At 66.8% G+C, this 20,807-nt stretch carries 16 protein-coding genes and 1 riboswitch; of the genes, 2 read left to right on the forward strand and 14 right to left on the reverse strand.

The window, feature by feature from the left end:
* Positions 1-188 precede the first annotated feature (188 nt).
* The 4 genes from ACTODO_RS02945 to ACTODO_RS02955 form a co-directional block, all read right to left on the reverse strand.
* Positions 189-3,998: a S8 family serine peptidase gene (locus ACTODO_RS02945; protein ID WP_003791220.1), complete on the reverse strand. Its 3,810-nt coding sequence runs from the start codon at positions 3,996-3,998 to the stop codon at positions 189-191.
* Between the two features lie 221 nt (positions 3,999-4,219).
* Positions 4,220-4,396: a hypothetical protein gene (locus tag ACTODO_RS10745; protein ID WP_279625074.1), complete on the reverse strand. Its 177-nt coding sequence runs from the start codon at positions 4,394-4,396 to the stop codon at positions 4,220-4,222.
* Positions 4,362-4,814: a hypothetical protein gene (locus ACTODO_RS02950; RefSeq protein WP_003791224.1), complete on the reverse strand. Its 453-nt coding sequence runs from the start codon at positions 4,812-4,814 to the stop codon at positions 4,362-4,364. Before ACTODO_RS02950 ends, ACTODO_RS10745 begins: the two co-directional genes overlap by 35 nt.
* Before the next feature lie 495 nt (positions 4,815-5,309).
* Positions 5,310-7,040 (reverse strand): alpha/beta hydrolase, encoded by a 1,731-nt coding sequence (locus ACTODO_RS02955; RefSeq protein WP_003791228.1) that lies wholly within the window; start codon positions 7,038-7,040, stop codon positions 5,310-5,312.
* A gap of 250 nt (positions 7,041-7,290) precedes the next feature.
* Between ACTODO_RS02955 and ACTODO_RS02960 the strand changes: the two genes are divergently transcribed.
* Positions 7,291-7,803, forward strand: a complete 513-nt coding sequence (locus tag ACTODO_RS02960; RefSeq protein WP_003791230.1) for a hypothetical protein — start codon at positions 7,291-7,293, stop codon at positions 7,801-7,803.
* 28 nt (positions 7,804-7,831) lie between these two features.
* Here the strand turns inward: ACTODO_RS02960 and ACTODO_RS02965 are convergent, their stop codons facing one another.
* The 6 genes from ACTODO_RS02965 to ACTODO_RS02990 all read right to left on the reverse strand — a co-directional run bounded on the left by ACTODO_RS02965 (position 7,832) and on the right by ACTODO_RS02990 (position 15,431).
* Positions 7,832-8,686, reverse strand: a complete 855-nt coding sequence (locus tag ACTODO_RS02965) for a class I SAM-dependent methyltransferase (protein ID WP_003791231.1) — start codon at positions 8,684-8,686, stop codon at positions 7,832-7,834.
* A complete protein-coding gene (locus tag ACTODO_RS02970; RefSeq protein WP_003791233.1) occupies positions 8,683-10,206 on the reverse strand; it encodes a phospholipase D-like domain-containing protein in 1,524 nt (507 codons plus the stop codon). The genes ACTODO_RS02965 and ACTODO_RS02970 overlap by 4 nt, the downstream gene beginning before the upstream one ends.
* A 4-nt stretch (positions 10,207-10,210) precedes the next feature.
* Positions 10,211-10,804, reverse strand: coding sequence for a nucleoside/nucleotide kinase family protein (locus ACTODO_RS02975; RefSeq protein ID WP_003791235.1), 594 nt, complete (start codon positions 10,802-10,804; stop codon positions 10,211-10,213).
* A complete protein-coding gene (locus ACTODO_RS02980) occupies positions 10,801-13,191 on the reverse strand; it encodes an ATP-binding cassette domain-containing protein (protein WP_003791237.1) in 2,391 nt (796 codons plus the stop codon). Before ACTODO_RS02980 ends, ACTODO_RS02975 begins: the two co-directional genes overlap by 4 nt.
* 10 nt (positions 13,192-13,201) lie before the next feature.
* Positions 13,202-13,801: an ECF transporter S component gene (locus tag ACTODO_RS02985; protein WP_003791239.1), complete on the reverse strand. Its 600-nt coding sequence runs from the start codon at positions 13,799-13,801 to the stop codon at positions 13,202-13,204.
* A gap of 30 nt (positions 13,802-13,831) precedes the next feature.
* A riboswitch (TPP riboswitch) is annotated at positions 13,832-13,933 on the reverse strand.
* Between the two features lie 28 nt (positions 13,934-13,961).
* A complete protein-coding gene (locus ACTODO_RS02990) occupies positions 13,962-15,431 on the reverse strand; it encodes an amino acid permease (protein ID WP_050749176.1) in 1,470 nt (489 codons plus the stop codon).
* Positions 15,432-15,591: 160 nt separating this feature from the next.
* On the opposite strand from ACTODO_RS02990, the gene ACTODO_RS02995 reads away from it, so the two are divergent.
* The gene (locus ACTODO_RS02995; protein ID WP_003791242.1) at positions 15,592-16,050 is read left to right on the forward strand and encodes a DUF2218 domain-containing protein; all 459 of its coding nucleotides are present in this window, start codon (positions 15,592-15,594) and stop codon (positions 16,048-16,050) included.
* Between the two features lie 843 nt (positions 16,051-16,893).
* On the opposite strand, the gene ACTODO_RS03000 is transcribed toward ACTODO_RS02995, so the two are convergent.
* The 4 genes from ACTODO_RS03000 to ACTODO_RS03015 all read right to left on the reverse strand — a co-directional run bounded on the left by ACTODO_RS03000 (position 16,894) and on the right by ACTODO_RS03015 (position 20,782).
* Positions 16,894-17,373, reverse strand: a complete 480-nt coding sequence (locus ACTODO_RS03000; protein WP_003791244.1) for an SRPBCC family protein — start codon at positions 17,371-17,373, stop codon at positions 16,894-16,896.
* A gap of 237 nt (positions 17,374-17,610) precedes the next feature.
* Positions 17,611-18,165 (reverse strand): DUF2249 domain-containing protein, encoded by a 555-nt coding sequence (locus ACTODO_RS03005; RefSeq protein ID WP_003791245.1) that lies wholly within the window; start codon positions 18,163-18,165, stop codon positions 17,611-17,613.
* Between the two features lie 82 nt (positions 18,166-18,247).
* On the reverse strand, positions 18,248-18,703 hold the full coding sequence (locus ACTODO_RS03010; RefSeq protein WP_003791248.1) for a RidA family protein: 456 nt from the start codon (positions 18,701-18,703) through the stop codon (positions 18,248-18,250).
* Positions 18,704-18,898: 195 nt separating this feature from the next.
* Complete coding sequence (locus ACTODO_RS03015) at positions 18,899-20,782, reverse strand: carbohydrate-binding domain-containing protein (protein ID WP_003791251.1); 1,884 nt, start codon at positions 20,780-20,782, stop codon at positions 18,899-18,901.
* Positions 20,783-20,807 lie beyond the last annotated feature (25 nt).

Consider the following 20,807-nt stretch of genomic DNA (forward strand, 5'->3'; position numbering starts at 1 on the left):
TGTTGATTGGTGATCGCGAGCAGCACAAAGCGGGCGTGCGCCAATCGGCCGCGATACGGGGACGACACTGCGATAAACCTCCGCGCGGAGCTCCGGCGAGGGCACGCAGGACACGCGGCAAACGAGGCCCGGGCCACTGGCGAGAGAGCGTCCCGGGCCTCGTCGTTGTCATCAGATAAGCGCTCGGGTCATCCGACCCATGTGCCGTTCGTGTCAAAGACGTAGGTGTGCCCATTGATCACGTGCGTGCCCGTCAACATGGCTCCCGAGGGAGACAGGTAGTACCAGGTACCTCCGTCGTTGACCCAGCCGGTCGCCATCTTGCCCGAGGCGCTCAGGTAGTACCAGCTACCGTCAACCTGCACCCAGCCGATGGCCATCGCGCCAGAGCCCGTCAGGTAGTACCAGGAGCCGCCATCGGCCAGCCATCCGGTACGCATCAGCTTTGTCTCAGGATCGAGGTAGTACCAGTAGGGGCCATCGAAGGAGGCATCGAACACCCAGCCGCCCACCAGGGCACCCTCGGTGTCCGCGTACACCCACGCCCCATCGTCGCGCCGGAGCCAGCCGGTCTTCATGTATCCGGTCGCCCCAAACTGGTAGTCACGGCCGCTGATGGTGAACCAGCCGTTCTTAAGATAGCCCCTGCCGTTGGCGCACTGGTACCACCAGCCAACCGAGTCCTTAGCCCACTGGCCACCGTCGGGCTTGGTGCATGAGCCATGGTTATCCGACGGCAGTTCAAGCGTGACGGCTGCGGAGTTGTTCAGCCCGTAGTCCCACGCGAGCAGGTAGGGATTGTCGATGACGTTGCCGGTGCCGCCCTGGTCGGCCCATGCGGCATTGATGTCCTTGAAGGGAATCTCAACGTGGTAGGTGTAGGTTCCGTTGGTTCCGATCACGCCTTCCTCATCCGTGAAGATGTGGCGGTAGAACCACAGGCCGTCAGCCGGGTCGTGCAGGTCGAGCGCCGCCAGCGGAGAGTCATCGGTGACGTCGAAAGACACAACCGTCTCGGCTCCTTCTCCACTGTAGGCCACTCCGGAAATAACGGGCCCCTTCGTGTCGAGGCGGAACTGATAGGAGATCGACTGCTCGGCGCGCGACGGGCCATCGTTGCTCGCAGAGATTGTCAGCGTGTACATTCCGTCGGGCAGTCTCTCATAAAGGTTGGAGCGCACGGGCAAAAACGTGGGATCATGCCCCAGCTCAGCCCACGTCATCATGCCACCAGGAGCTTTTGCACTCGACTTCCTCACCTCGTGGGTGACGTAAGACGCGACCGTCTCTCCTGCGGCATTCGTGTAGGTGGTGTTGAGCGTGGGGACACTACGCAGCGTGCCGGTGTGCGGATCCAACACCGTGGGAGCTCCCGAGGCCTCGGAGCGGGACACAACATAACGGTCAGCCCTGGGATTCCCGACCCGATCCTCATCCTTGATGAGGGGGTTGTATCCGAGAAGCTGGCGTGTTACCGCGTTGTAGATTCCCGAGGCGAGGACGTGCGCTCCGCCGTCCGAGGCGAGGGCGTCGAAGATGGGGGCCTTGCCCCAGTCGCCGTAGAAGCCCAGGTAGGGCACCGCAAGATCCGGCTGCCCCTCGGTCTTCGACGCGAAGCGCACGAAACCATCGAGGAACGTGCCGTTGGGCGCATTGTCCGCGACGTAAGAGGCGAACTCGCTGCCAGGTGTGACGTCGATACCGACGGTGGCCTCACCGCTCGCGGGGACCGTCACGGTCGCGCCCTCAGCCGACGCGGACGCCACACCCGAGTACGCGATCTCCACGCCCCGGCCTCGCCAATCGGCGGAATGCTCGGTAAAGAAACCACCCTCGACGATCTCCGACAGGGCCTGGGAGCTCAACTCGTAGGTGGCCGGAACACCCGAGAGATTATGCAGCGTGACGTCGAAATGCCAGCCCTTCGTCCCATCCCCCAAGTCCGCCTTGGGACGAGACTGCTCGGGGGCACCCACAACGGTCGGGTACACGGACGAGGTCGTGGCCGCCAACGCGTCAACGAGGCCCGCGCCCTGCTTACGCGGCGAGTACAACGCACCCGTCGTCTGAGCCGCATCCGTCAGCGGACGGGCAGTACCCATGATGAGGTTCTGGACGACGTCCGCCTTCTGACGTGCACTCATCGACGCAAACAACGGATCAGACTGAACCCGCTGCAACACGACCGCGCTGACACCAGCCATCTGAGGCGTGGCCATCGACGTACCCGAGGACTGCTCGTACGCACCGTCCGGTATCGATGAGAAAACCTCGCCACCGGGCGCCGCGATCTCAGGCTTGAGGCGCAGGTCCGGGGACACGCCCCACGCGGAGAATTCCGACGCCTCGTAGATAGTGGACTGCGGCAGGACCTGGCCCTCGGCGATCGAGAGCTTGTGCTCGGGGGCATCCAGCATGGCCTGTCCGTCAGCCTGAGAAATGAACGCGGCGGGCATGTCCTGCGTCGTCAGATTCATGGCGATGAGGGATCCGACCGACACGTTGTTGTAGACGACGATTCCGGCGGGTTTGAGGTCGTAGAGGTTCTCGACCTTCTTCTGGTAGGTCATGTTGCCGCGGGAAACGAGCGCAATCTTTCCGGCGAGGCCGTCCGGGTACTTCGCCTTGAGCGCGGCGGCGTCCTCCTCGGAGGCGAACCCGGCGTCAACGTACTCGTAGGTGCCTGCGGGCAGGTCGGAGAAGAAGGCGACCTTCTCACCGTTGAGGCCGCGAGCGCGCTGGTATCCAATGTCTTTCCCATTGACGGTGAAGGCGTTGCGAAGCAGGGCGTTTTCGACCGAGGCGACGGCAACCACCGAGGAATACGTGGCCGGCTCGTCCATGACCGAGGAGTCGGGGTCCGTGGCGTAGGGCAGGCCCTTGCCGGAGTTGTTGCCATACCCGGTGGAGAAGGCGTTGCCCGAGGCCGCATTGACGGTGATGCCCGCTTCCTGCAGCTTCTTGTACACGGTCGCGTACACCGAGTCGGCCTCGTTATCCATGCCGGCCGTCCAGCCGAGCGACAGGTTGATGACGTCGGGGTGCAGGACGAGCATGTCGTCAAGCGAGGCGAGCAGCGCCGAGTCCAGCAGCGCATCGTCCTCACTGCGCGTCACCTTCGCGACGATCACCTGGGTGTTCGGAGCGGTGCCGACGATCTTGTCAGCGTTACCTGCGGCGATGCCGGCGACGTGGGTCCCGTGGGAGCCGTTCGGGGTCTTCGCCGGCGACGCGTCGTTATCGCCATCCGCGTAGTCGTAGGCGAAGGGGAACTTCTGCGAGACGTAGACGCCGGTCTTGCCCTCACCCAGCTGCGAGGTCATCGCAGCGACCTTCTGCGGGGTGAGCGGGGGCGTTCCCGCGAGTTCGCCAGTAAAAGCCGGATGCGTCATGTCGACGCCCGTGTCGATGACGGCGATGACCTTTCCTTCGCCCTTCTGGGCGACCTGGTCGATATGCATCATGAGATGGGCACTCAGGTTAGCGGGGTCCTGCCCGCCGGTCTGTGAGGACTCGATGCCGCCCTCGGCATCGGGCGTGGCCACATCACTGACACGCCCCTCGCGCTCAAGGAACGCGGCACGCACGCCCGGGGCACGGCGGATCGCGTCCAGCGCACCGGCGGGGGCCTTGAGGGAGAAGCCCGACATGACGTTGTCGTACTCGCGCTCCACCTGGGCCGAGGCGCCAGGGAAGAGGGAGGCCACGGCCTCGTTGATCTCATTGATCGTGCCCTCGCGGGACGCACTGTCCTCAAGCTGGACGATGACGCCGACGACGCGCGCCGGGTCCGCCTCTGTGTCGGTCGAGGAGGGCGCGGACTGCCCGCTCTTCGAGGTCAGCGCCGTGTCGATGTCGCCCGTGGGCAGGGCCGCTGCGCCATCGCTGACGCCGGATGAGCCCGGGAGCACGGGCGAGGCCAGGGTGGCCGGCGCGGTAACCGCGAGCGCGCACGCGCCGACGAAGGCGAGGAGGGCAGCCGGTTTCTTCGTTGACATAAACCTTCTCCGATATGTTGGGGGACGGAGTGCCAGTGGCACCCGGTACGTCGGTGTACCAGCCGTCTCCTTACAACATACCTCACGTGATCCCCCTGATAATCACGGTATTGCTTACTGATATGTGAAGAGGAGCTGAAGTGTCTAACGCACCGGGTCCGGGAGCGCGTTGCTGCGCTCCCGGACCCGGAGTATTGCCCGGTGTCGAGGCCTCGATCAGGTCATGCGACCCACACGCCCGAGCCGTGCAGGTAGTACCACGAGCCGTCGACCAGGACCCAGCAGGTACGCATGTAGCCGCGTCCATCGAAGCGGTAGGTGCGTCCGTCGATCACCATCGAGGTGTTCGTCGGGTAGCTGCCATCAGCGTTGCGGTACCACCAGCCGACCGAGTCCATCACCCAGGCGCCCATCGGTGCGGGAGCGGGCTGCGGATCGGGAGCAGGCGCATTCGCATCCTGCTTCACAGACTTCACAACGGCGATTGTCGTCGCCGGACCAATTGACCTTCGTCATGTTGGCATTGTCCGGCATGCCGTCGCTGCCCCATGCGACGAGCTTGACGGTCGCGGGCAGGGCGTCAGTGTGGCCATCCTTGGACCAGGCTGCCTGGATGTCCGAGAACGTGATGGTGAACGTATCGTGGTGCTTCCCGTCAGCGTTGACATTGCCGGGGAAATCGACGACGCGGCGATAGAGGATCGCGTCGGGCGCCGGATCACGCAGGTCGATGCTGGACAGGCCGGGATTGTCGACGACGAAGAAGGTGACCTGACCGCCAATACCTTCACTGGTGGTGGCGAGGCCGGAGATCACCGGACCATCCGCGTCGGGCGCGGGGTTACTGCCAGGGCGGGAGCGCCGAAGGCGACACCGGACGCTGCCATTGCGCCGGTGTCGCCAGGGCTGCGATCAACGCCCTGTGAAATGTGTATGACATACTCACTCCAATGTTGATTCGTGCGAGCCATTCCAAACGGTTAGGTTCAGCAGCTCACAATTTGCGCGATACGCGTAATCAGATACCTAGCAATGCGTTACTGACTTACCATTCAGTAGCTACAAGGCATTGCGAGGGAAAAAAGGAGATCCTTAACCTTCTTATCAGCGAGGTTTCAACACATTCACTGACCGATGAACATATGTTTCGCGACAAAAGTGCACATGTTCGCCGACAACCCTCTTAAAAGACTGAAATTCTGGATGATCCAGAATTCAGTTGACACGGTAACTATCATCGCGAACTAACACACACAGGCACGCGGTAGGCCTGCGACCTCGACAAACACGTCACGGCACGCCGCGGGCCCCCTACTGCCGGTCCGACAGCTCCAGGTTCGCCCGCACGACGATGCCGATACGCTCCACCATCTCCTCGTCCACCCACTCACCATCCAGGGCTGCCAAGCGCGGGTGGGTCGGGGTCTCATCGAAGAGGAGATCGAAGCCGAGGATCGCCCGCCACAGGGGGATCAGCTCCTCGTTGTAGGTGTGGCCGTGGCCGCCGGGAGCGGTCCCCGCGACGGGCAGGTCGGTGAGCACCTGAATGAAGGTGACGAAGCGCGTGAACTCAACGAAGGGCGACACGTCGCGGCCCGCCCGCTCGCGCAGCCAATCCGGCTGGGTCCACAGGAGCTTGCGGTTCCACCACACAACCGGATCGGAGGCGTGCTGGGCGTAGACGATGCGCGGGAAGCCCCACGGCCCCAGCTCGCGCCCGTAGAGGTCGGTACGCAGGTCGGAGGGTTCGTTCACGAAGCGCACGCGCCGACCGTTGTAGACGACGGGGGCGACCTCGGGGCTTCCCTTGTGGCGGGCACTCGTCAGCTCGGCGTGCATCGGTGTGAAGGCGGGGGTCCCCACCCACAGGGCCCCATCCACCTGGGAGAGCGCCTCCTCGACCGAGGAGAAAACCGACTGCGAGGCGAAAGCCCCCAGGGATTCACCGCAGACGAAGAGAGCGGGCCTGTCAGCCTCGTCCATCGCGTCGAGTTCGGCCCGCACCGCCCGAAATAGCACGGCCGATGCCTCCTGCGCTGGCTCGAGGCCGGTCAGCCAGTTGAGGGCCGAGGGCACGTAGGAGTACTGGAGCGAGGCGGTGGCACAGTTACCGCGCGTCAGGAACTCAAGGGGCTGGACCTGCCACTCGTCAACCCAGCCGGAGCCGGTCGACGCGGCGATGAGAATGACGGCACGATCGAAGGCACCCGTGCGGCGCAGCTCGGCGACCACCGTCGCCGCGGCCTGCTCGATGCCCGCCCCACCCGCGGGCATGCCGGAGTAGACGCGGATCGGCTCCATGGCCTCGCCACCGGTGACCTGGGCGATGTCGAGGCGCGAGGGGCCGCGCCCCAGGAAGACGCGCCCCTGACCGCCGACGGATTCCCAGGTGACGGGCGAGGCCGGGGAGGCGGAGCGCTCGGGCACGAACGGCTTGTAGATGCCGCGAGCGGTACGCGTGTTCATCTGCTCGGCATGGTGGCGGAAGAAGCCGATCCCACCGCGCAGGATCACGTTGGAGGTCAGGAAGAAGACGATGGCGGCCAGGATCGCGACGCCCACGACGATCGCCGCCGGGCGCGGCATGTAGCCGCCGAGCACCCCGATCAGCATGCGCCCCAAGCGATTCAGGCCAGCCACGATCGCGATGAGGCACCAGGCGATGACGACCGTGCCGGCCGTGCCCAGGAGATACTCGCCGAAGGTCTCCCCCGGCATGTTCACGAGCCTGGCCGCAACGCGGGCGCGACGGTGGGACTGGATGACCGCGTAAAGCCACCAGATCGCAAAGAGGGCGGCGATGCAGACGCGGAAGCCGATCTCGACGGGCTCGGATGCGCGGATCGTCAGGCCTGTCATGGCGATGACGCGGGCACCCACGTTCTGGATGACCACACCCGCGATGTACCCGCAGGACACGAGGACGCCCGAGGCGACTGCATGCCACGCCCACGAGCGAGCCATCAGCGACGGCGCCACGCTCACCGCGTACATCGCGAAGGCAGCGATCACTCCCAGAAACGACACAGCCATGGCCCCCATTGTGCCAGGCGCATCCACCCAGTTCAGGAGCGGCACGAGGCACGTGCTCCCACACGTTTCTGGGCTGAGCACACGACCACCGCATTCACCTCACGCGTGACGTTCATACGGGGCCCGATCATTCAGTGTCGCCCGCACGGTCACAATCGGATACCGTGGGCATAGCACCACCGACTTCGTCACCACCGGAAACGGTTCAAAAAACGGCGCAACGGACCCACGACGCACCCCACACGACCCAGGAAGACCGATGACCGACAACTACTCCGATCAGACCGGCGCGCTCCTCAACCTCCTCAACAAGCTGCCCGCCAAGCCGCAGATCACCTTCCGCGGCTACGTCGATCGCGCAGTGGACCGGGTGCGGGTCGTCGGCTCGCCGACGCTCACCGCCACGACGCACAGCCTCGAGATCGCGACGAACAACCTAGCCCGGCCGGAGGTCGCCATCGTCGTCGGCGCCAACGGGCGCGACCTCACGCCGATCCTTCAGGGGGCTCCCAACTTCAACCTCCAGGAGGTCACCTACCTCCCGAACTCTTACTTCCTCCAGCACGTCGCTCACGAGTACAACGGCGTGACGATCCAGGTCTACGAGGAGATCGTTCTGAACAGCCAGTCAGCAGGCTTCACGATCACTCATCCGCTGCACACCTGGGACCCGGTCCTGGCCGTCCTTGACCCCGCTCTGCGTGCCGCGCGGGAGCGCCCGCTCCCCATGCCTGAGGGATCCTCGGACAGGTTCCTGGAGCCCATTCACTGACGTCCCGCGCGCTCGGCTCGCCCACCTCTCACAGGTGGGTGAGCCACACGAGGGTCGCATAGGGGATGGTCACCTGCTCCCCCGGCGCGTACCCGAGGTGGTCGTAGAGGTACCAGCGCAGGTTTTCCTGCATGCGCGCCTTGCCGGCCTCGGAGGAACGGATGTACGAGGAGCGGGTCGTGCCCAGGGTGAGGATCTCCTCGGGGGTCATACGGTCCTCCCATGCGACCTGGGTGAGGGTCATCGGGGCGAAGCCGCCGCCCGGCATGGGCGGCCTGTCGGGGCGGTGTACGTCGCCCGAGCGCATGATGCGCGTCAGGCGATGCACCCACGGAATCGACACGGCCATCTGGTTCCACACGATGGCGAGCGCGCCGCCGGGCGCCAGGATCCGGGCGGCCTCGAGGCCCGCACGCTCCGGATCCATCCAATGCCAGGACTGGGCAAACACGACGATGTCATACACGCCGTTCGGTAACCCTATATCTTCCGCAACGCCGTCGTGCCACGTCACGCCTTCGATCGACGAGGCCTGGGCGCGCATCGCCTTGGATGGTTCGACCGCGTCGACGAGGAGACCGCCGCGAGCCAGGAGCTCGCTCATCTTGCCGGTGCCCGCGCCGATGTCGGCGGCGCGCAGTGGGCCGCCCCGGCCCGGCATGTTCTCTCTCCGCGCGCGCTGCGCTGCGTCGATCAACGCGGCCACAGCCTCGTCCGGGTAGGCGGGGCGCACGGAATCGTAGGCACCGCCCTCGCCGACGAAGGGGTTGACATCGAGCGAAGCGGACACACTGTTCGATATCACCTCGCAATCCCCGTGCTGCTGACACGAAAGAGAGGTGTCCGCGCGTCCGGCCATGGCCTCGTTCTCGGGAACACTCACAGGAGCGAGCTCCCCAGTCGACACACGTTGTCGATGTAATGGACGTGCCACGGCAGGCCGCGCCACTCCTCGTAGGTGAGCTGGCGAGACTTCTCGCGCGTTCGGTCGTCGTTGCCGTGCAGCATCTCGACCAGGCGCGAGCTGTCGGCGACGAGCATGATCTCGTAGTTGAGGCCGAAGGAACGCACATCCATGTTGGACGAGCCAATGACGCACAGGTTCCCGTCGACGATCATGTACTTCGAGTGGAGCATCCGCGGCTTGTGGTACAGGTGGATGCGCACGCCCGCCTTCAGGAGCATGCCGTAGTAGGAGCGCTGCGCGTGGCCGACCAGGAACTGGTCGAACTGCTCGGAGACGAAGAGCTCGACCTCGACGCCCGACAGCGCGGCGTTCGTCAGCGCGGTCATGAGGGTCTCGTCCGGGATGAAGTACGGGCTCGTGATCGACACGTGCGTGCGCGCCAAGGAGACCATGTGGACGAACGCGCGCAGGTTCGGCTCGCCCTTGAACGCGGGACCCGACGGGATGATCTGCATGGCCGAGATGTGCGTGTCCTCGTTCTTGGCCGCCAGCTGCGCGGCGGGCGGGGTGAGGACCTCGGGCGTGAGGATCTCCTTGCACGCGTAGTACCAGTCAACGGCGAAGACCGCCTGGATCTGCGCGACGATGGGGCCGGTGACGGACACGCTCGTGTCGTCGTAGAGCATGCCGGACTTCGCGTACGAGGGGGTATCGTAGTCGGGAGCCACGAGGTTGTGGGAGCCGACGTAGGCCTCACGCCCGTCAATGACGAGGATCTTGCGGTGGTTGCGCAGGTCGGGGCGGCGAATCTGCCCACGCAGCGGGGCGAAGGGCAGCATCTCGTGCCACTCGATGCCCATGGCGTTCAGGCGGCGGCGGAAGTCCTTGTGGCCCGGGATCGTGCGCATGCCGTGGTGGTCGACGAGCAGGCGGACGGTGACGCCACGCGCGACCGCGCGCTCGAGGGCCGCGTAGAAGGGGGCCGTGTACTCATCCCAGGACGTCTGGTAGTACAGGGCGTTCACGTGGTGGGTCGCCGCGTCGATGCTGGCGGCCATGGCCCGGAAGGTCTCGGCAGTGTCGTTGTAGAGGCGACCAACCCGTCCCACAGAGGCCGGGAAGCCGCTGAGGGTCCCGGACAGTCGCATGATCGAGGCGGTGTCATCGTCCGAGCCTGCGGGCAGGCCGTCGGGCCCGTCCGGCACCTCGTAGTTCTCAGGGTCGGGCGCGGTCGAGCCGGCCACGATGGCATCGACCAGCTGGCGGGCCTCCGGGTCGTCGTCGAGCCGCCGACCCATCGCCCACCACGAACCGAAGATGACATACAGCGGCACACCCAGGAGCGGCCACAGGAAGATCAGCAGCAGCCACGCCGTCGACGTGGAGGCGCGGCGGTGCTTGGGGACGATGCCGAGCGCAATGATACGGATGGCGAACTCGAAAGCCCCAAAGAGGAGCCACGCCCACAGCGGCGGTTCAGGATGCGGCAGCAGCATACACCTATGGTAGCGAGCGCCCCAGATCCTGGTTGGCCCACCGCTGCCAATGCGGCGCGTAGGTCTGCCCGTCGCGCGCGAGCGCCCTGCTGCGTCGTTCGTCCTCGCCGGGGTCGGCGATCCACACGCTGAGGTCGGCTTCGGCGTCGATGGCGCCGCAGCCCTCGATGATCGTCGGGGCGAGGGGGACGCTGATCATCGCCCCGGTTCTACCGTTCTCCCAGTCCCAGGCCTCGTAGGAGGAGGCACGCCCTCCCCGCAGATCGGCGGCAATTCGACACGCGATGTGGGCGCCCTCCGCGAGGCCGTCCCAGCCGGGGTACCAGTCGTCGAGGTGCAGGACCTGCCAGCCGTTCACGAGCCGAGCAAGCGCGGCGGCCAGCGTGGACTTGCCGGAGCCGGAGTAGCCGTCGATCGTGACGACCGGGACGCCGGGGCGCGCGCCCGCCTCACCAGACGAGGCCGGGGCCCGCTCCCCCGCCAGGGCACTCAGGCGGGGGGCGAGCTCGCGGGCGGCCTCATCGGGGCCTATCGTGACGGGGACGGCGACCCTCGGGCCCACTCCCCCGCTCACGTCTTCCCAGGTCAGGCCTCTCATCGGCCCACCAGGGCGAAGGTACCCGCCCAGATGCTCGCGGCCAGCGCGATCGCGGGCAGGGCGATGGCGACAACCATGAGGATGGCATCGGCGGCGCGCAGGCGCGAGGGGCGTGCCCACGTTCGCTTGCCTTCCGCGCCGAAGCCCCTTGCCTCCATCGTGGTGGCCAGCTTGCCGGAGCGACGCAGCGCGAAGACCAGCAGCGAGAAGGAGCCTCGCAGGAAGGAACGGATGCGCGAGGAGTCACCCACGCCTCGGGCACGGCGCGCCCGCTCAAGGGCCTTCCAGTCGGCCGCCATCAGCGACGTCATGCGCGCGCCCGCAAGCGCCGCCAGCACGGGGCGGGCGGGCAGGTGCAGGATCTGCGCGAGCCCGTCACCCATGTCTGTCGGATCAATGCGGTCGAGCAGAGCAATCGCAGGCAGGACGATCGCGCACATGCGCAGGCCAATGCCCAGCGCCAGCCACATCGAGTGGTCCGAAACCGCTGCTGGCCCGAACTGCCAGTACACGGTTCCTCCCGGTGACGCGTAGAGCAGCATGGACAGCGCGCCGAGCGGCGCGGCCAGCAGCAGCGGCGTCGCCTTCAGGAAGAAGCTGCGCGCCGACACGCCCGACAGGGGCATGAGCGCGAGCTCGAGAATGACGGCAACGGCCGCGCTCACCGGGTCAATCGTGATCAGCAGGGGCGTGGTTGCGACCAGGAGGGCGAGCACGCGGGCAACGGGATTCGTACGCGCGAGGAGGCCTCGGGCGCCGCGCTTCGGGCCGCGATCGTGAACGTTCCCGGCGGGGGCGGACCCGGCCTCGTCCGTGGAATCTTCGGGGGCCGCGCCGCGCGTGCCGACCTGCCCGAGGTCGACGACGCGCTGGCCCATCGCGGCCACGAACGCGGGGTCGTGCGTGATCGACACCAGGGTGACGCCGCGCTCCAGGGCAGCGCGCAGCAGGCGCACGAGGCCCAGCCACGTGCCGCGGTCCTGGCCGAAGGTCGGCTCGTCGAGGATCAGCAGCTCGGGGGCGCTGATGAGCGCGGTCGCCACCGACAGGCGGCGCTTCTCGCCGCCCGACAGCGTCATGGGATTGGCGCGCGCGAGTTTGGTCAGGCCCAGGGCCTGGAGGTGTTCGTCGACGAGGGGGGCGATCTCCTCGTCGGTCATGCCAGCGGCGCGCGGGCCGATCGCGAGCTCCTCGGCGACGGTGGCGGCCAGGAACTGGTATTCGGGCTCCTGGAAGACCATGGACATGCGGCCGAGCAGCTGCTTACTGCTCCACTCGTGCGGGTCGCCGACCGTGCCATCGGCGGTCTCGACCTCGACCGTGCCCGCGAGGGGCGGCAGGAGGCCCGCGAGCGTCAGGGCAAAGGTTGATTTTCCGGCGCCGTTAGCGCCAACGATGCAGGTGGAGACGCCGCGCTCGATCGTCAGGTCGATGCCGCTGCGTACGGGGGCGGACGCGTCGTAGCCGATCGTCAGGCCGGTGACGCGGGTGATCGGGGTGGTGCCTCGCGCTCCCCCTTCCGGGCTTTCGGACGAGGCCGGTGGGACCTTGGGGGCGGGTCCGACCTCGGCGGCGACGTCGTCGCCGGGAAGCCAGATGCCGCGCTCGCGCAGGGCGTCGCCCTGCTGCGCGAGGACCTCGTCGAGCGGGCCGTCTGCGGCGATCGTACCGTCCGCGACCACGATGACGCGATCCACGAGAGAGGCCCACACGTCGACGCGGTGCTCGACGACGACCACGGTCGCGCCCGTGCGCTCGACGACGGTTTCGACGGCGGCGCGCACCTCGGCGACGCCGCTCGGGTCCAGGTTCGCAGTGGGCTCGTCCAGGAGCAGCAGGCCCGGGCCCATCGCGAGAATCGACGCCAGGGCCAGGCGCTGCTTCTGCCCGCCCGACAGCTCCGTCGTCGAATGATCCAGGGGGACGCTCAGGCCCACTGCTTCAAGCGAGTTCTCCACGCGCGGCCAGATCTCCTCGCGCGCAACCCCCAGGTTTTCCATGCCGAAGGCCACGTCGTCGCCCACGCGGGCGAGAACCACCTGAGCCTCGGGGTCCTGCATAAGCAGGCCCACGCGGCCCCTCGCCTGTGCCGGAGCGACGCCGTCGACGGTGAGCGTGCCGGTGGCCTCGCCCTCCTCGGCGCCGCCCAGCAGGCCGGCCAAGCCACCCATGAGCGTCGACTTGCCCGACCCGGACGGGCCCAACACCAGCACACGCTCGCCCGGCGCGATATCGAGATCAACACCCGACAGCACGGCGTTCTTGCGCCCGGCGTGACGCCATCCCCAGCCGCGCGCGCACACGCGCGCGCCCGCACCCTCACCCAGCGGCACCTGGCCGTCCGCGGAGGAAGCGGCGCGGGCGGAGGCGGAGTAGGCCTCGTCCATGGATCCGAAATCAGACAAGCTCACGCGCTCCACGGCCGGAGGCGAAGCGATCCAGGGCGCCTGTCTTTGCCAGCGCATTCGTCAGCGCCCAGGCGAGGATGCCCGCCAGGACGATGCCCGACGCCATGCCGCACACGAGGTAGATCGCGTTGTAGAGCACGCCCTTTGCGAGGTGGCCGGAGAGGAAGAGCTCGAGGACCCACTCGAACGCGAAGGACACGGCGCCCGCAGCGCCCACGATCGTCGCGTTGAAGCGGCGGTAGGCGACCAGGGCGAAGACGACCTCCGCGCCGAGGCCCTGCGCGAGACCCGAGTAGATGGTCTCGACGGCCCACTGGGAACCCAGGGCCATGGAGACGGTCGCCGCCATCAGCTCGACGAAGAGCGCGGCGCCGGGCTTGCGGATGACGTAGCCACCGAGCGTGCCGCCCAGCAGCCAGACGCCCGTCACCAGGCCACCCACGCCGGGGCCGATGGTCTTGAGGAACTCGTAACTTGCGCCGCCCACCTGGTTCCAGACGACAAAAATAAGGCCGCAAGCGACGCCCAGGACGGCGGCGGTGACGATGTCAATGACCCTCCAGCGGAGGGACGGAGCAGTGGATGCCATGCGAAAAAACTCCCTTCGTGTTGCACGGCGGCCACGAGGGAAGAGCCTTCCTACGCCGGTATGATCCGGATCAGGTTCTACGGTCGGGGGTGGTCCCCTCTCAGCTCGGTTCGAGCTCCCGTGGCACTCTGGCGAGCATAGTCACTTGGTATTCATTGCGCTACTCATGCAGGTGGGGGCCGGTATGAGGGCCCTCTCCCGTGCCCCCGTCACCGAGGACACCGCGCGACGCGCGACACAGCAGGAAATGGCGGTTCGCGAAGGCCGCGCCCACGATGAACGCAATCCAAATCAGGGAATAGACGAGGCCGGGGCGAGTATCGTCCCACATCGCCAGGATGACGCCCATGCAGCCCATGAACGCCAGGACGATCCATGCGCTGATCGCGCCGCCGGGGGCCTTGAACTTCGAGGCCACATGCAGCTGCGGGCGCTTGCGCAGGTAGACCAGGTAGGACACAACGATGACCACCCACACGCCCATGAACAGCGTGGCCGACACCGAGGTCACCAGCGTGAAGGCCGCGGAGATCGAGCCGCCCATCCCCATGATGACGATGCCCGACAGGAGGCACACGCAGGACAGGAACAGGGCGTTGAGGGGCACGTGGTGCTTGGAGAGGCGCGCGAAGGTGCCCGGCGCCTGCTCCTGGCGCGCCAGGCCGTAGAGCATGCGCGACGTGGAGTAGATGCCTGAGTTCGCGCTCGACGCGGCCGAGGAGAGGACCACCAGGTTGACGATCGTGGCCGCGGCGCCCAGGCCGGTCAGCGAGAACATCGTGACGAAGGGCGATTTCTCGGGGCTCACCTGATCCCAGGGGGTCACCATCATGATGGCCGCGAGCGCCGCCACGTAGAAGAGCATGATGCGAACGGGGATGGAGTTGACGGCCTTGGGAAGGGTGTTGTCCGGGTCGTCGGTCTCGGCGACGGTCGTGCCGACCATCTCGATTCCGATGAAGGCGAAGAGGGCGATCTGGAAGCCGCCGAGGAAGCCGGTGAATCCAGTCGGGAAGAAGCCGCCATGGCTCCACAGGTTCGAGACTGCGGCAACGGTTCCCTCCTCGTCAACCGTGCCCATGGCGACCATGCCGAAACCGACGATGACCAGGGCGATGATCGCGACGATCTTGACGAGCGCAAACCAGAACTCCGTCTCACCAAAGGCCTTGACCGTCATCGCGTTGAGGGCAAACAGCAGCAGAGTCGTCGCGCCGATGGGGATCCACGCGGGCAGGTCCGGCCACCAGAAGTGCGTGTAGCCGGTGATAGCGATCATGTCGGCGACGCCGGTGACCACCCAGCACGCCCAGTAGGTCCACCCCGTCACGAAGCCGGCCCACGGGCCGATGAGGTCGCGGGCGATGTCCGCGAAGGTCGCGTACTTGTGGTCGGAGAGCAGCAGCTCACCGAGGGTGCGCATGAACAGGAAGAGAACCGCGCCGATGATCATGTAGACCAGAAGGATCGAGGGGCCCGCGACCGAGATCGTCTTACCCGAGCCCATGAACAGGCCCGTACCGATCGCGCCACCGATGGCAATCAGCTGAATGTGGCGGTTTTTCAGCGTGCGCTGGAGCTTGTCGCCACCTTGCTGGGGCTCACCGTGTTCGACGTTCTCAACTGTCATCATTGTTCCTTCCGCCTGCTCCCGGCCCGGGGGCTTTTTGCGCGGCCTTTGTGCGCTCGCGTGACACGCTTGACCATCCAACGCTACCGCACAGGTACGCTCATGACCGAATCCAGAGCTACGCATGGCAGAGCGAGCGCATTCAAGTTAGGTTTGCCTTATGACACAGAATTCGGCGCCTTCGACGGGCGAGACCTCGCACCCCCTGATCTCCGTGGCCACGGTTCCCACCGAGCGGGCTGCGCGCTACAGCAAGCAGCTCGTGAGCCACATGGGCCACAAGATCACGGGTTCCTGGGACGAGGAGGCAGGGAGCGGATACCTGCTGTTCGACCGCGAGGGTCCGGTTCTGGGGCACGTGAACGTCATCGCGTCACCGTCGGCACTGACGCTCGAGATGCACACGGAGCCCGAGCGCGCCGATCGCCTCGAATTCATCGTCGGCATCCACCTGGCACGCTTCGGCGCACGCGACAGCCTCGCCGTTTCATGGGAGCGCACCGACGACAGCGAAGGCTCCACGCAGGGCCCCCTCACCCCCGAAGAGGTCGAGGCGCACGCCCGCGCCAAGAAGGCAGCCCGCGAGGCGGCGGCACGCGAGGCCGGGCACGCGGAGTAGGCCCGGCAGGCACGCGGCCAGGCACGCAACAGATTAGCCGCGGCGGGCCCCATCAATTCCGCATGCAATTCCCTGATCGCCGAACGCGTTAGCATCTCAGAAACCGCAGAATTCCAACGTTCTGACTTAGAACATTGAAACAATCGCAGGGGAATTACGTGCGAAAGCTGGGGGGCGCCGACGCCCACTCGCTGCACGTGTCAATGCAGCTCCCCATCATTCGACACCGGGAGGCATTGCACTACTTAGCAGGGCATTGCACTAGCTACTATCCAGTGCAATGCCCCCCATCTAGTGCATTGCTCCTTCAACGAGTACAACGCTTCGGAGTCACAAGCTCCGCCATGGTTCGCACAGCAACTCCCACACTGGGCATTACACCTCTTACGGGACGCTGCACCTCTTACGGGACGCTGCACCCGATCAGAACGGGTGCACTGCCTACGGATCGGGTGCAGCGCCCACGCGCACAAGCACAACCGCGGCGAACGTCCATCGGGCCACAGCCTACGCCGCACCACCGTCCCCACATTCACCAATTCCGCACGTAATTCCCTGACGGCCACACACAACAACGCGCTGAAAACCGCAGGATTTCAACATTTTGACTTCAAAAGTTGAAGTAGCTACAGGGGAATTGCATGCGAAATTTCGGGGACACACACGGACGGACACTCAGCACACGACCCATGAACCACACCGCTAACAAACAGCCCCCGCAGCCGTGAGGCTGCGGGGGTGCAAAGTCGGGCAACGCGCTCACTACGCGTCATTCACCCGCGAAATGCCACGACAGCGGAACACCACCGGCATCCCCAGATGCCGGCGCAGAAACTCAGAGACTCAGCGGCCCTCGAGGTAGTTCTTCGCGGCACTCAGGACCTGCTCCCACATGCCGACCTCGTCTTCGTACGCCTGGCGGGCCTCAGCCTCGTCGTCGGAGACCGACGCCAGACCCGACTCCTCCACGTGGATGGCGACGCCGCCACGCTCCTCGGACAGGGAGATTTCGATGCGGGTCGCATACTCGTCCGGCAGCTCGTCGTCGGCCAGCGGGTACCAGCGGAAGGCGACGACATCCGTCGGATCCTCGTCGGCCTTTTCGATCAGCCAGTCGCCGGCGTCCGGGTCGCTCACGCGATAAATTCCGTCATCCCCGAGCGTCACCTCGTGGTCACCCAGCGGGCCATCGTTGACCCACCAGCCCGGCTCCGACACGAGCGCCCACGCGGCCTCAATGTCGCAGTCCACGACCACGTCGGTCTCAACGCGATCCAGGTCGTCCTCAACGTCGGCGTCAGAAGTCATGTCAAAGAAGCTCATACACCAACGGTACCGGGTCGGACGCTCCCAGGCACGCGAATGGACACCCCAACACGCGCCCATCTCCGCACGTCGGCAGGCACCGGACCAGTCATGGGAATAGGCGCCCGTGCGAGCACGTCGGCGCACAGATGCGCGAGGCATTGGAAGGCCACGTCTTCGTGCGCATACGACGAGGCCGTGGCCAGCCACGCGGAGAAGCGAGAGTCGGCCACGGCCTCGTCGTGTCACAAAGCCTCAGGCGAGACGGGTGATGCGGTAGCGCCAATCCATGGGGCCGACCTCGAGGGTCTCCACGCGGTAGTGCTGCTCGGAGTCCTGCAGGTGCGCGAACAGCGGCTCGGGCTGGTGGGGCGCGCAGATCTGGATGTTCTCGCCGACGGGCAGGTTATCGACCGCCGCGAAGAGGACCGCGTGGCGCACAACGCGGGGGATCGAGTGGATGACCAGCTCGTCCGCGCCGGGGCGGTGGATGACGCCGGCGCCGCCAGCGTGGACGTTGCCGGTCGAGGGGGCGCCGTCACCGCAGCCGCAGCCGCCGGCCGTGGAGGCGATGGGCTCGGCGGCCATCTCGTGGGGGCGCTCAGCGGGGGCCTCATGGCCGCCACAGCCGCAACCGGCGTGCTCAGCGGGAGCCTGCTCAGCGGCCTCATGGCCGCCACAGCCACAGCCGGCGTGCTCAGCGGGAGCCTGCTCAGCGGCCTCATGGCCACCGCAGCCGCACCCGCAGCCGCCGTCCGCGGACGGGACGGTGTTGGCGTCGACCAGCTTGAACATCTGACGATCAGTCATGTCTTTTCCTTATCCTTCGGCCCGACGGGCCATTTCAGCGAACCTTATCCAGTGTAGGCATGCCTCAGCCGGCCGCGCGCGTTCACTTAATGAGGAACTCGGCCTCGACCTCGACGCTCACGTTGAGGGGCAGCGCGGCGACGCCCACAGCGCTGCGCGCGTGCTGGCTGCCGAAGATCTCGCCGAACAGCTCGGAGGCACCGTTGATGACGCCGGCCTGGCCGTAGAAGTCGGGGCGCGAGGACACGAAGCCCACGACCTTCACGACGCCCGCGAGGTTGTCGATGCCGCCCGCGACGGAGGCCGCCGCGGCCAGGGCGTTCAGGGCGCACACACGCGCCGCGTCCTTGGCGTCCTCGGGGTCCGCGCCGTCCTCGCCGACCGCGCCGATGCACACGGGCTCGCCGTTCACGACGGGGATCTGGCCGGAGGTGCGCACGACGCCACGGTCGATGACGGCCGGCACGTAGGCGGCAACGGGGGTGGCGACGGCGGGCAGTTCGAGGCCGAGCTCGGCGAGCTTCTCGGAGGGGAGCATGAGGGGTCCTTTCGTTGTCATCGACGAGGCCGGGGCCTCGTCCTCTGGTTCCAGTTTAGTTGCGCTGATCCCGGGGGTGGCGAGCGACGGCGTGACCGTGAGATCCCGGCCCCGACCTCGTCGAAAAAGACGCGATGCAGGCATGCGTGCGCCCCGCGTGTCGACAATCACGCGGGGTGCACTATTCAGGAAGCCTCAGCCCTGGGGCGCGGCCGGGGGCTGACCGCCCTGACCCGGACCGCCGGCCGGGGGCTGACCGCCCTGACCGCCGGGGCCCATGCCACTGCCCATGCCTCCCTGGCCGGCGGTTGCTTCGGTAGCAGTCCCGTCAACGCTCACCGTGTAGGTGGAGCCGTTGGTCATGCCGGAGGTCGAGTAGATGACGTTTCCGAAGGCCTTGAGCGAGGTGTAGGTGCCCAGGACCGAGCCGGAGGAGTCGGTGATCGTCACCGTGGATCCAGCGGAGCCGGTCGCGGAGGCCGAGACCCAGCCCTGGCCGTCGGTCGTGGTCGGCGTCTCCACCATCTCGTTGGTGGCGAAGGCGATGACCGTGCCGCCCGTAATGCTCATGGCGCCGTTGCTATCCAGGGCGCCGTTTGCGCCGGACGCCGGGCCGTAGACGGTCGTCGTGCCGCCGCTGATGGTCAGCGAGCCGTTGGAGTCGAGGCCATCGCCGTTCGCGTTGACGGTCACGGTGCCACCACTAATGGTGAGCTGCTCGCCGGTGTCTTCCATCGAGCCGCCGCCGTCAGCCATGCCACCGGGGCCCATCTGCTGGGTGGTCGTGGTGGTGGTCGCGGAGTCCGAGCTGGACTCGGCGACTGCGGCCAGGCCGGCCTCGACCGTGATCGAGCCCGAGGCGTTGATGCCGTCGTCGCTCGAGGTCAGGTCGACGGTGCCGTCGGAGATCGTGATGAGGCCGCCCTCGAGGGCCTCGTTCGACTGCGTGACGGTCACGGTTGCGCCGTCGAGGACGGCCGCGACCTCGGTGTGCACGCCATCGTCGCCGGAGGCGGCGGTGATCGTGCCGGAGCTCAGGCGCAGCGCACCGTCGGAGTGGATGGCGTCGTCCCCGGAGTCAATGGTGGTGGTGCCACCGTCGACGATGACGTACGTGCCGGCCTTGATGCCCTTGGCCGAGCCGGAGGCGGGTTCGCCGGCCGACGCGCCGCCGCCCGAGGTGATCGACAGGGTGCCGCCGGTGATGATCGCGTCGGTGTACGCGTCGATGCCGTCGCCGCCCGAGGTCAGGGTGACGGTGCCGTCCACGATGGACACGTAGCCCTTGGTGTCGTCATTGTCCTGGTCGGACTTGAGGGCGTCGCCGCCGGAGTTCACGGTGACGGTGCCGCCCGCGATCGTCAGGGAGTCCTTGCCGCGCAGGCCGTCATCCGAGGCGGTCGCGTTGATCGTGCCGCTCAGGACGTACAGGTCGTCCTTGGAGGTGATCGCGTCCGAGGCGCCGGAGGTCACGTTGAGCGTGCCCGAGCCGGTGATCGTCAGGTCCATGTCGGCGTAGATGGCCGCGTTCGCGTCCTCGGTGCCGGTGTAGGTGCCGTCGGTGATCGTCGAGGTGCCCTCGAGGGACAGGACGAGGTCATCACCGCTGGTCGCCTCGATCGCGGCGCCCGTCGAGGAGGTGATGGTCGCGTTGTCGAGAATCAGGACGACCTGGTCCTCGGTCCCTGCGGCCACGACGACCTTGCCGGTGAAGGAGCCGCTGAGCTTGTAGACACCGGCCTTGGAGATGGTCAGCACGCCGTCGCTCACACTCACGGCGTCGGACGAGGAGGTCGCGGTCGTTCCGCTGAGCGTCACGTCGACGGCGTCCGATGCCTTCCAGTCGTTGTCCTCCACGTAGGAGGCCTTCGCGTTCGAGGCCAGGGCGTCGGCCGCGGTGGGTGGCGCGGTCGTGTCGCCGTTGCTTCCGGAGGCGGCAACGGTCGCGGTGGCCGCGGTGGAGCCGGAGCCGGAGGAGGTCACGCCCGAGGAGCTGCAGGCGCCCAGCGCCAGCATTCCAACGAGGGCGATCGCGCCGATCGTGCGGGCGGGGGTCCAGATTGTCTGCAGGGCTTTCATGTGTATGTCTCTTTCGTGTGATTAA

Source organism: Schaalia dentiphila ATCC 17982 (genome assembly GCF_000154225.1).
Classification (GTDB): domain Bacteria; phylum Actinomycetota; class Actinomycetes; order Actinomycetales; family Actinomycetaceae; genus Pauljensenia; species Pauljensenia dentiphila.

Excerpts from the sequence above, each read along its gene's own strand:
- ACTODO_RS10745 (WP_279625074.1), bottom strand. The coding sequence starts at position 4,396 with ATGGACTCGGTCGGCTGGTGGTACCGCAACGCTGATGGCAGCTACCCG.
- ACTODO_RS02985 (WP_003791239.1), bottom strand. The coding sequence starts at position 13,801 with ATGGCATCCACTGCTCCGTCCCTCCGCTGGAGGGTCATTGACATCGTC.
- ACTODO_RS02990 (WP_050749176.1), bottom strand. The coding sequence starts at position 15,431 with ATGACAGTTGAGAACGTCGAACACGGTGAGCCCCAGCAAGGTGGCGAC.
- ACTODO_RS03010 (WP_003791248.1), bottom strand. The coding sequence starts at position 18,703 with ATGCTCCCCTCCGAGAAGCTCGCCGAGCTCGGCCTCGAACTGCCCGCC.
- ACTODO_RS02945 (WP_003791220.1), bottom strand. The coding sequence starts at position 3,998 with ATGTCAACGAAGAAACCGGCTGCCCTCCTCGCCTTCGTCGGCGCGTGC.
- ACTODO_RS02960 (WP_003791230.1), top strand. The coding sequence starts at position 7,291 with ATGACCGACAACTACTCCGATCAGACCGGCGCGCTCCTCAACCTCCTC.
- ACTODO_RS02955 (WP_003791228.1), bottom strand. The coding sequence starts at position 7,040 with ATGGGGGCCATGGCTGTGTCGTTTCTGGGAGTGATCGCTGCCTTCGCG.
- ACTODO_RS03015 (WP_003791251.1), bottom strand. The coding sequence starts at position 20,782 with ATGAAAGCCCTGCAGACAATCTGGACCCCCGCCCGCACGATCGGCGCG.
- ACTODO_RS02980 (WP_003791237.1), bottom strand. The coding sequence starts at position 13,191 with ATGGACGAGGCCTACTCCGCCTCCGCCCGCGCCGCTTCCTCCGCGGAC.
- ACTODO_RS02970 (WP_003791233.1), bottom strand. The coding sequence starts at position 10,206 with ATGCTGCTGCCGCATCCTGAACCGCCGCTGTGGGCGTGGCTCCTCTTT.
- ACTODO_RS03005 (WP_003791245.1), bottom strand. The coding sequence starts at position 18,165 with ATGACTGATCGTCAGATGTTCAAGCTGGTCGACGCCAACACCGTCCCG.
- ACTODO_RS02975 (WP_003791235.1), bottom strand. The coding sequence starts at position 10,804 with ATGAGAGGCCTGACCTGGGAAGACGTGAGCGGGGGAGTGGGCCCGAGG.
- ACTODO_RS03000 (WP_003791244.1), bottom strand. The coding sequence starts at position 17,373 with ATGAGCTTCTTTGACATGACTTCTGACGCCGACGTTGAGGACGACCTG.
- ACTODO_RS02995 (WP_003791242.1), top strand. The coding sequence starts at position 15,592 with ATGACACAGAATTCGGCGCCTTCGACGGGCGAGACCTCGCACCCCCTG.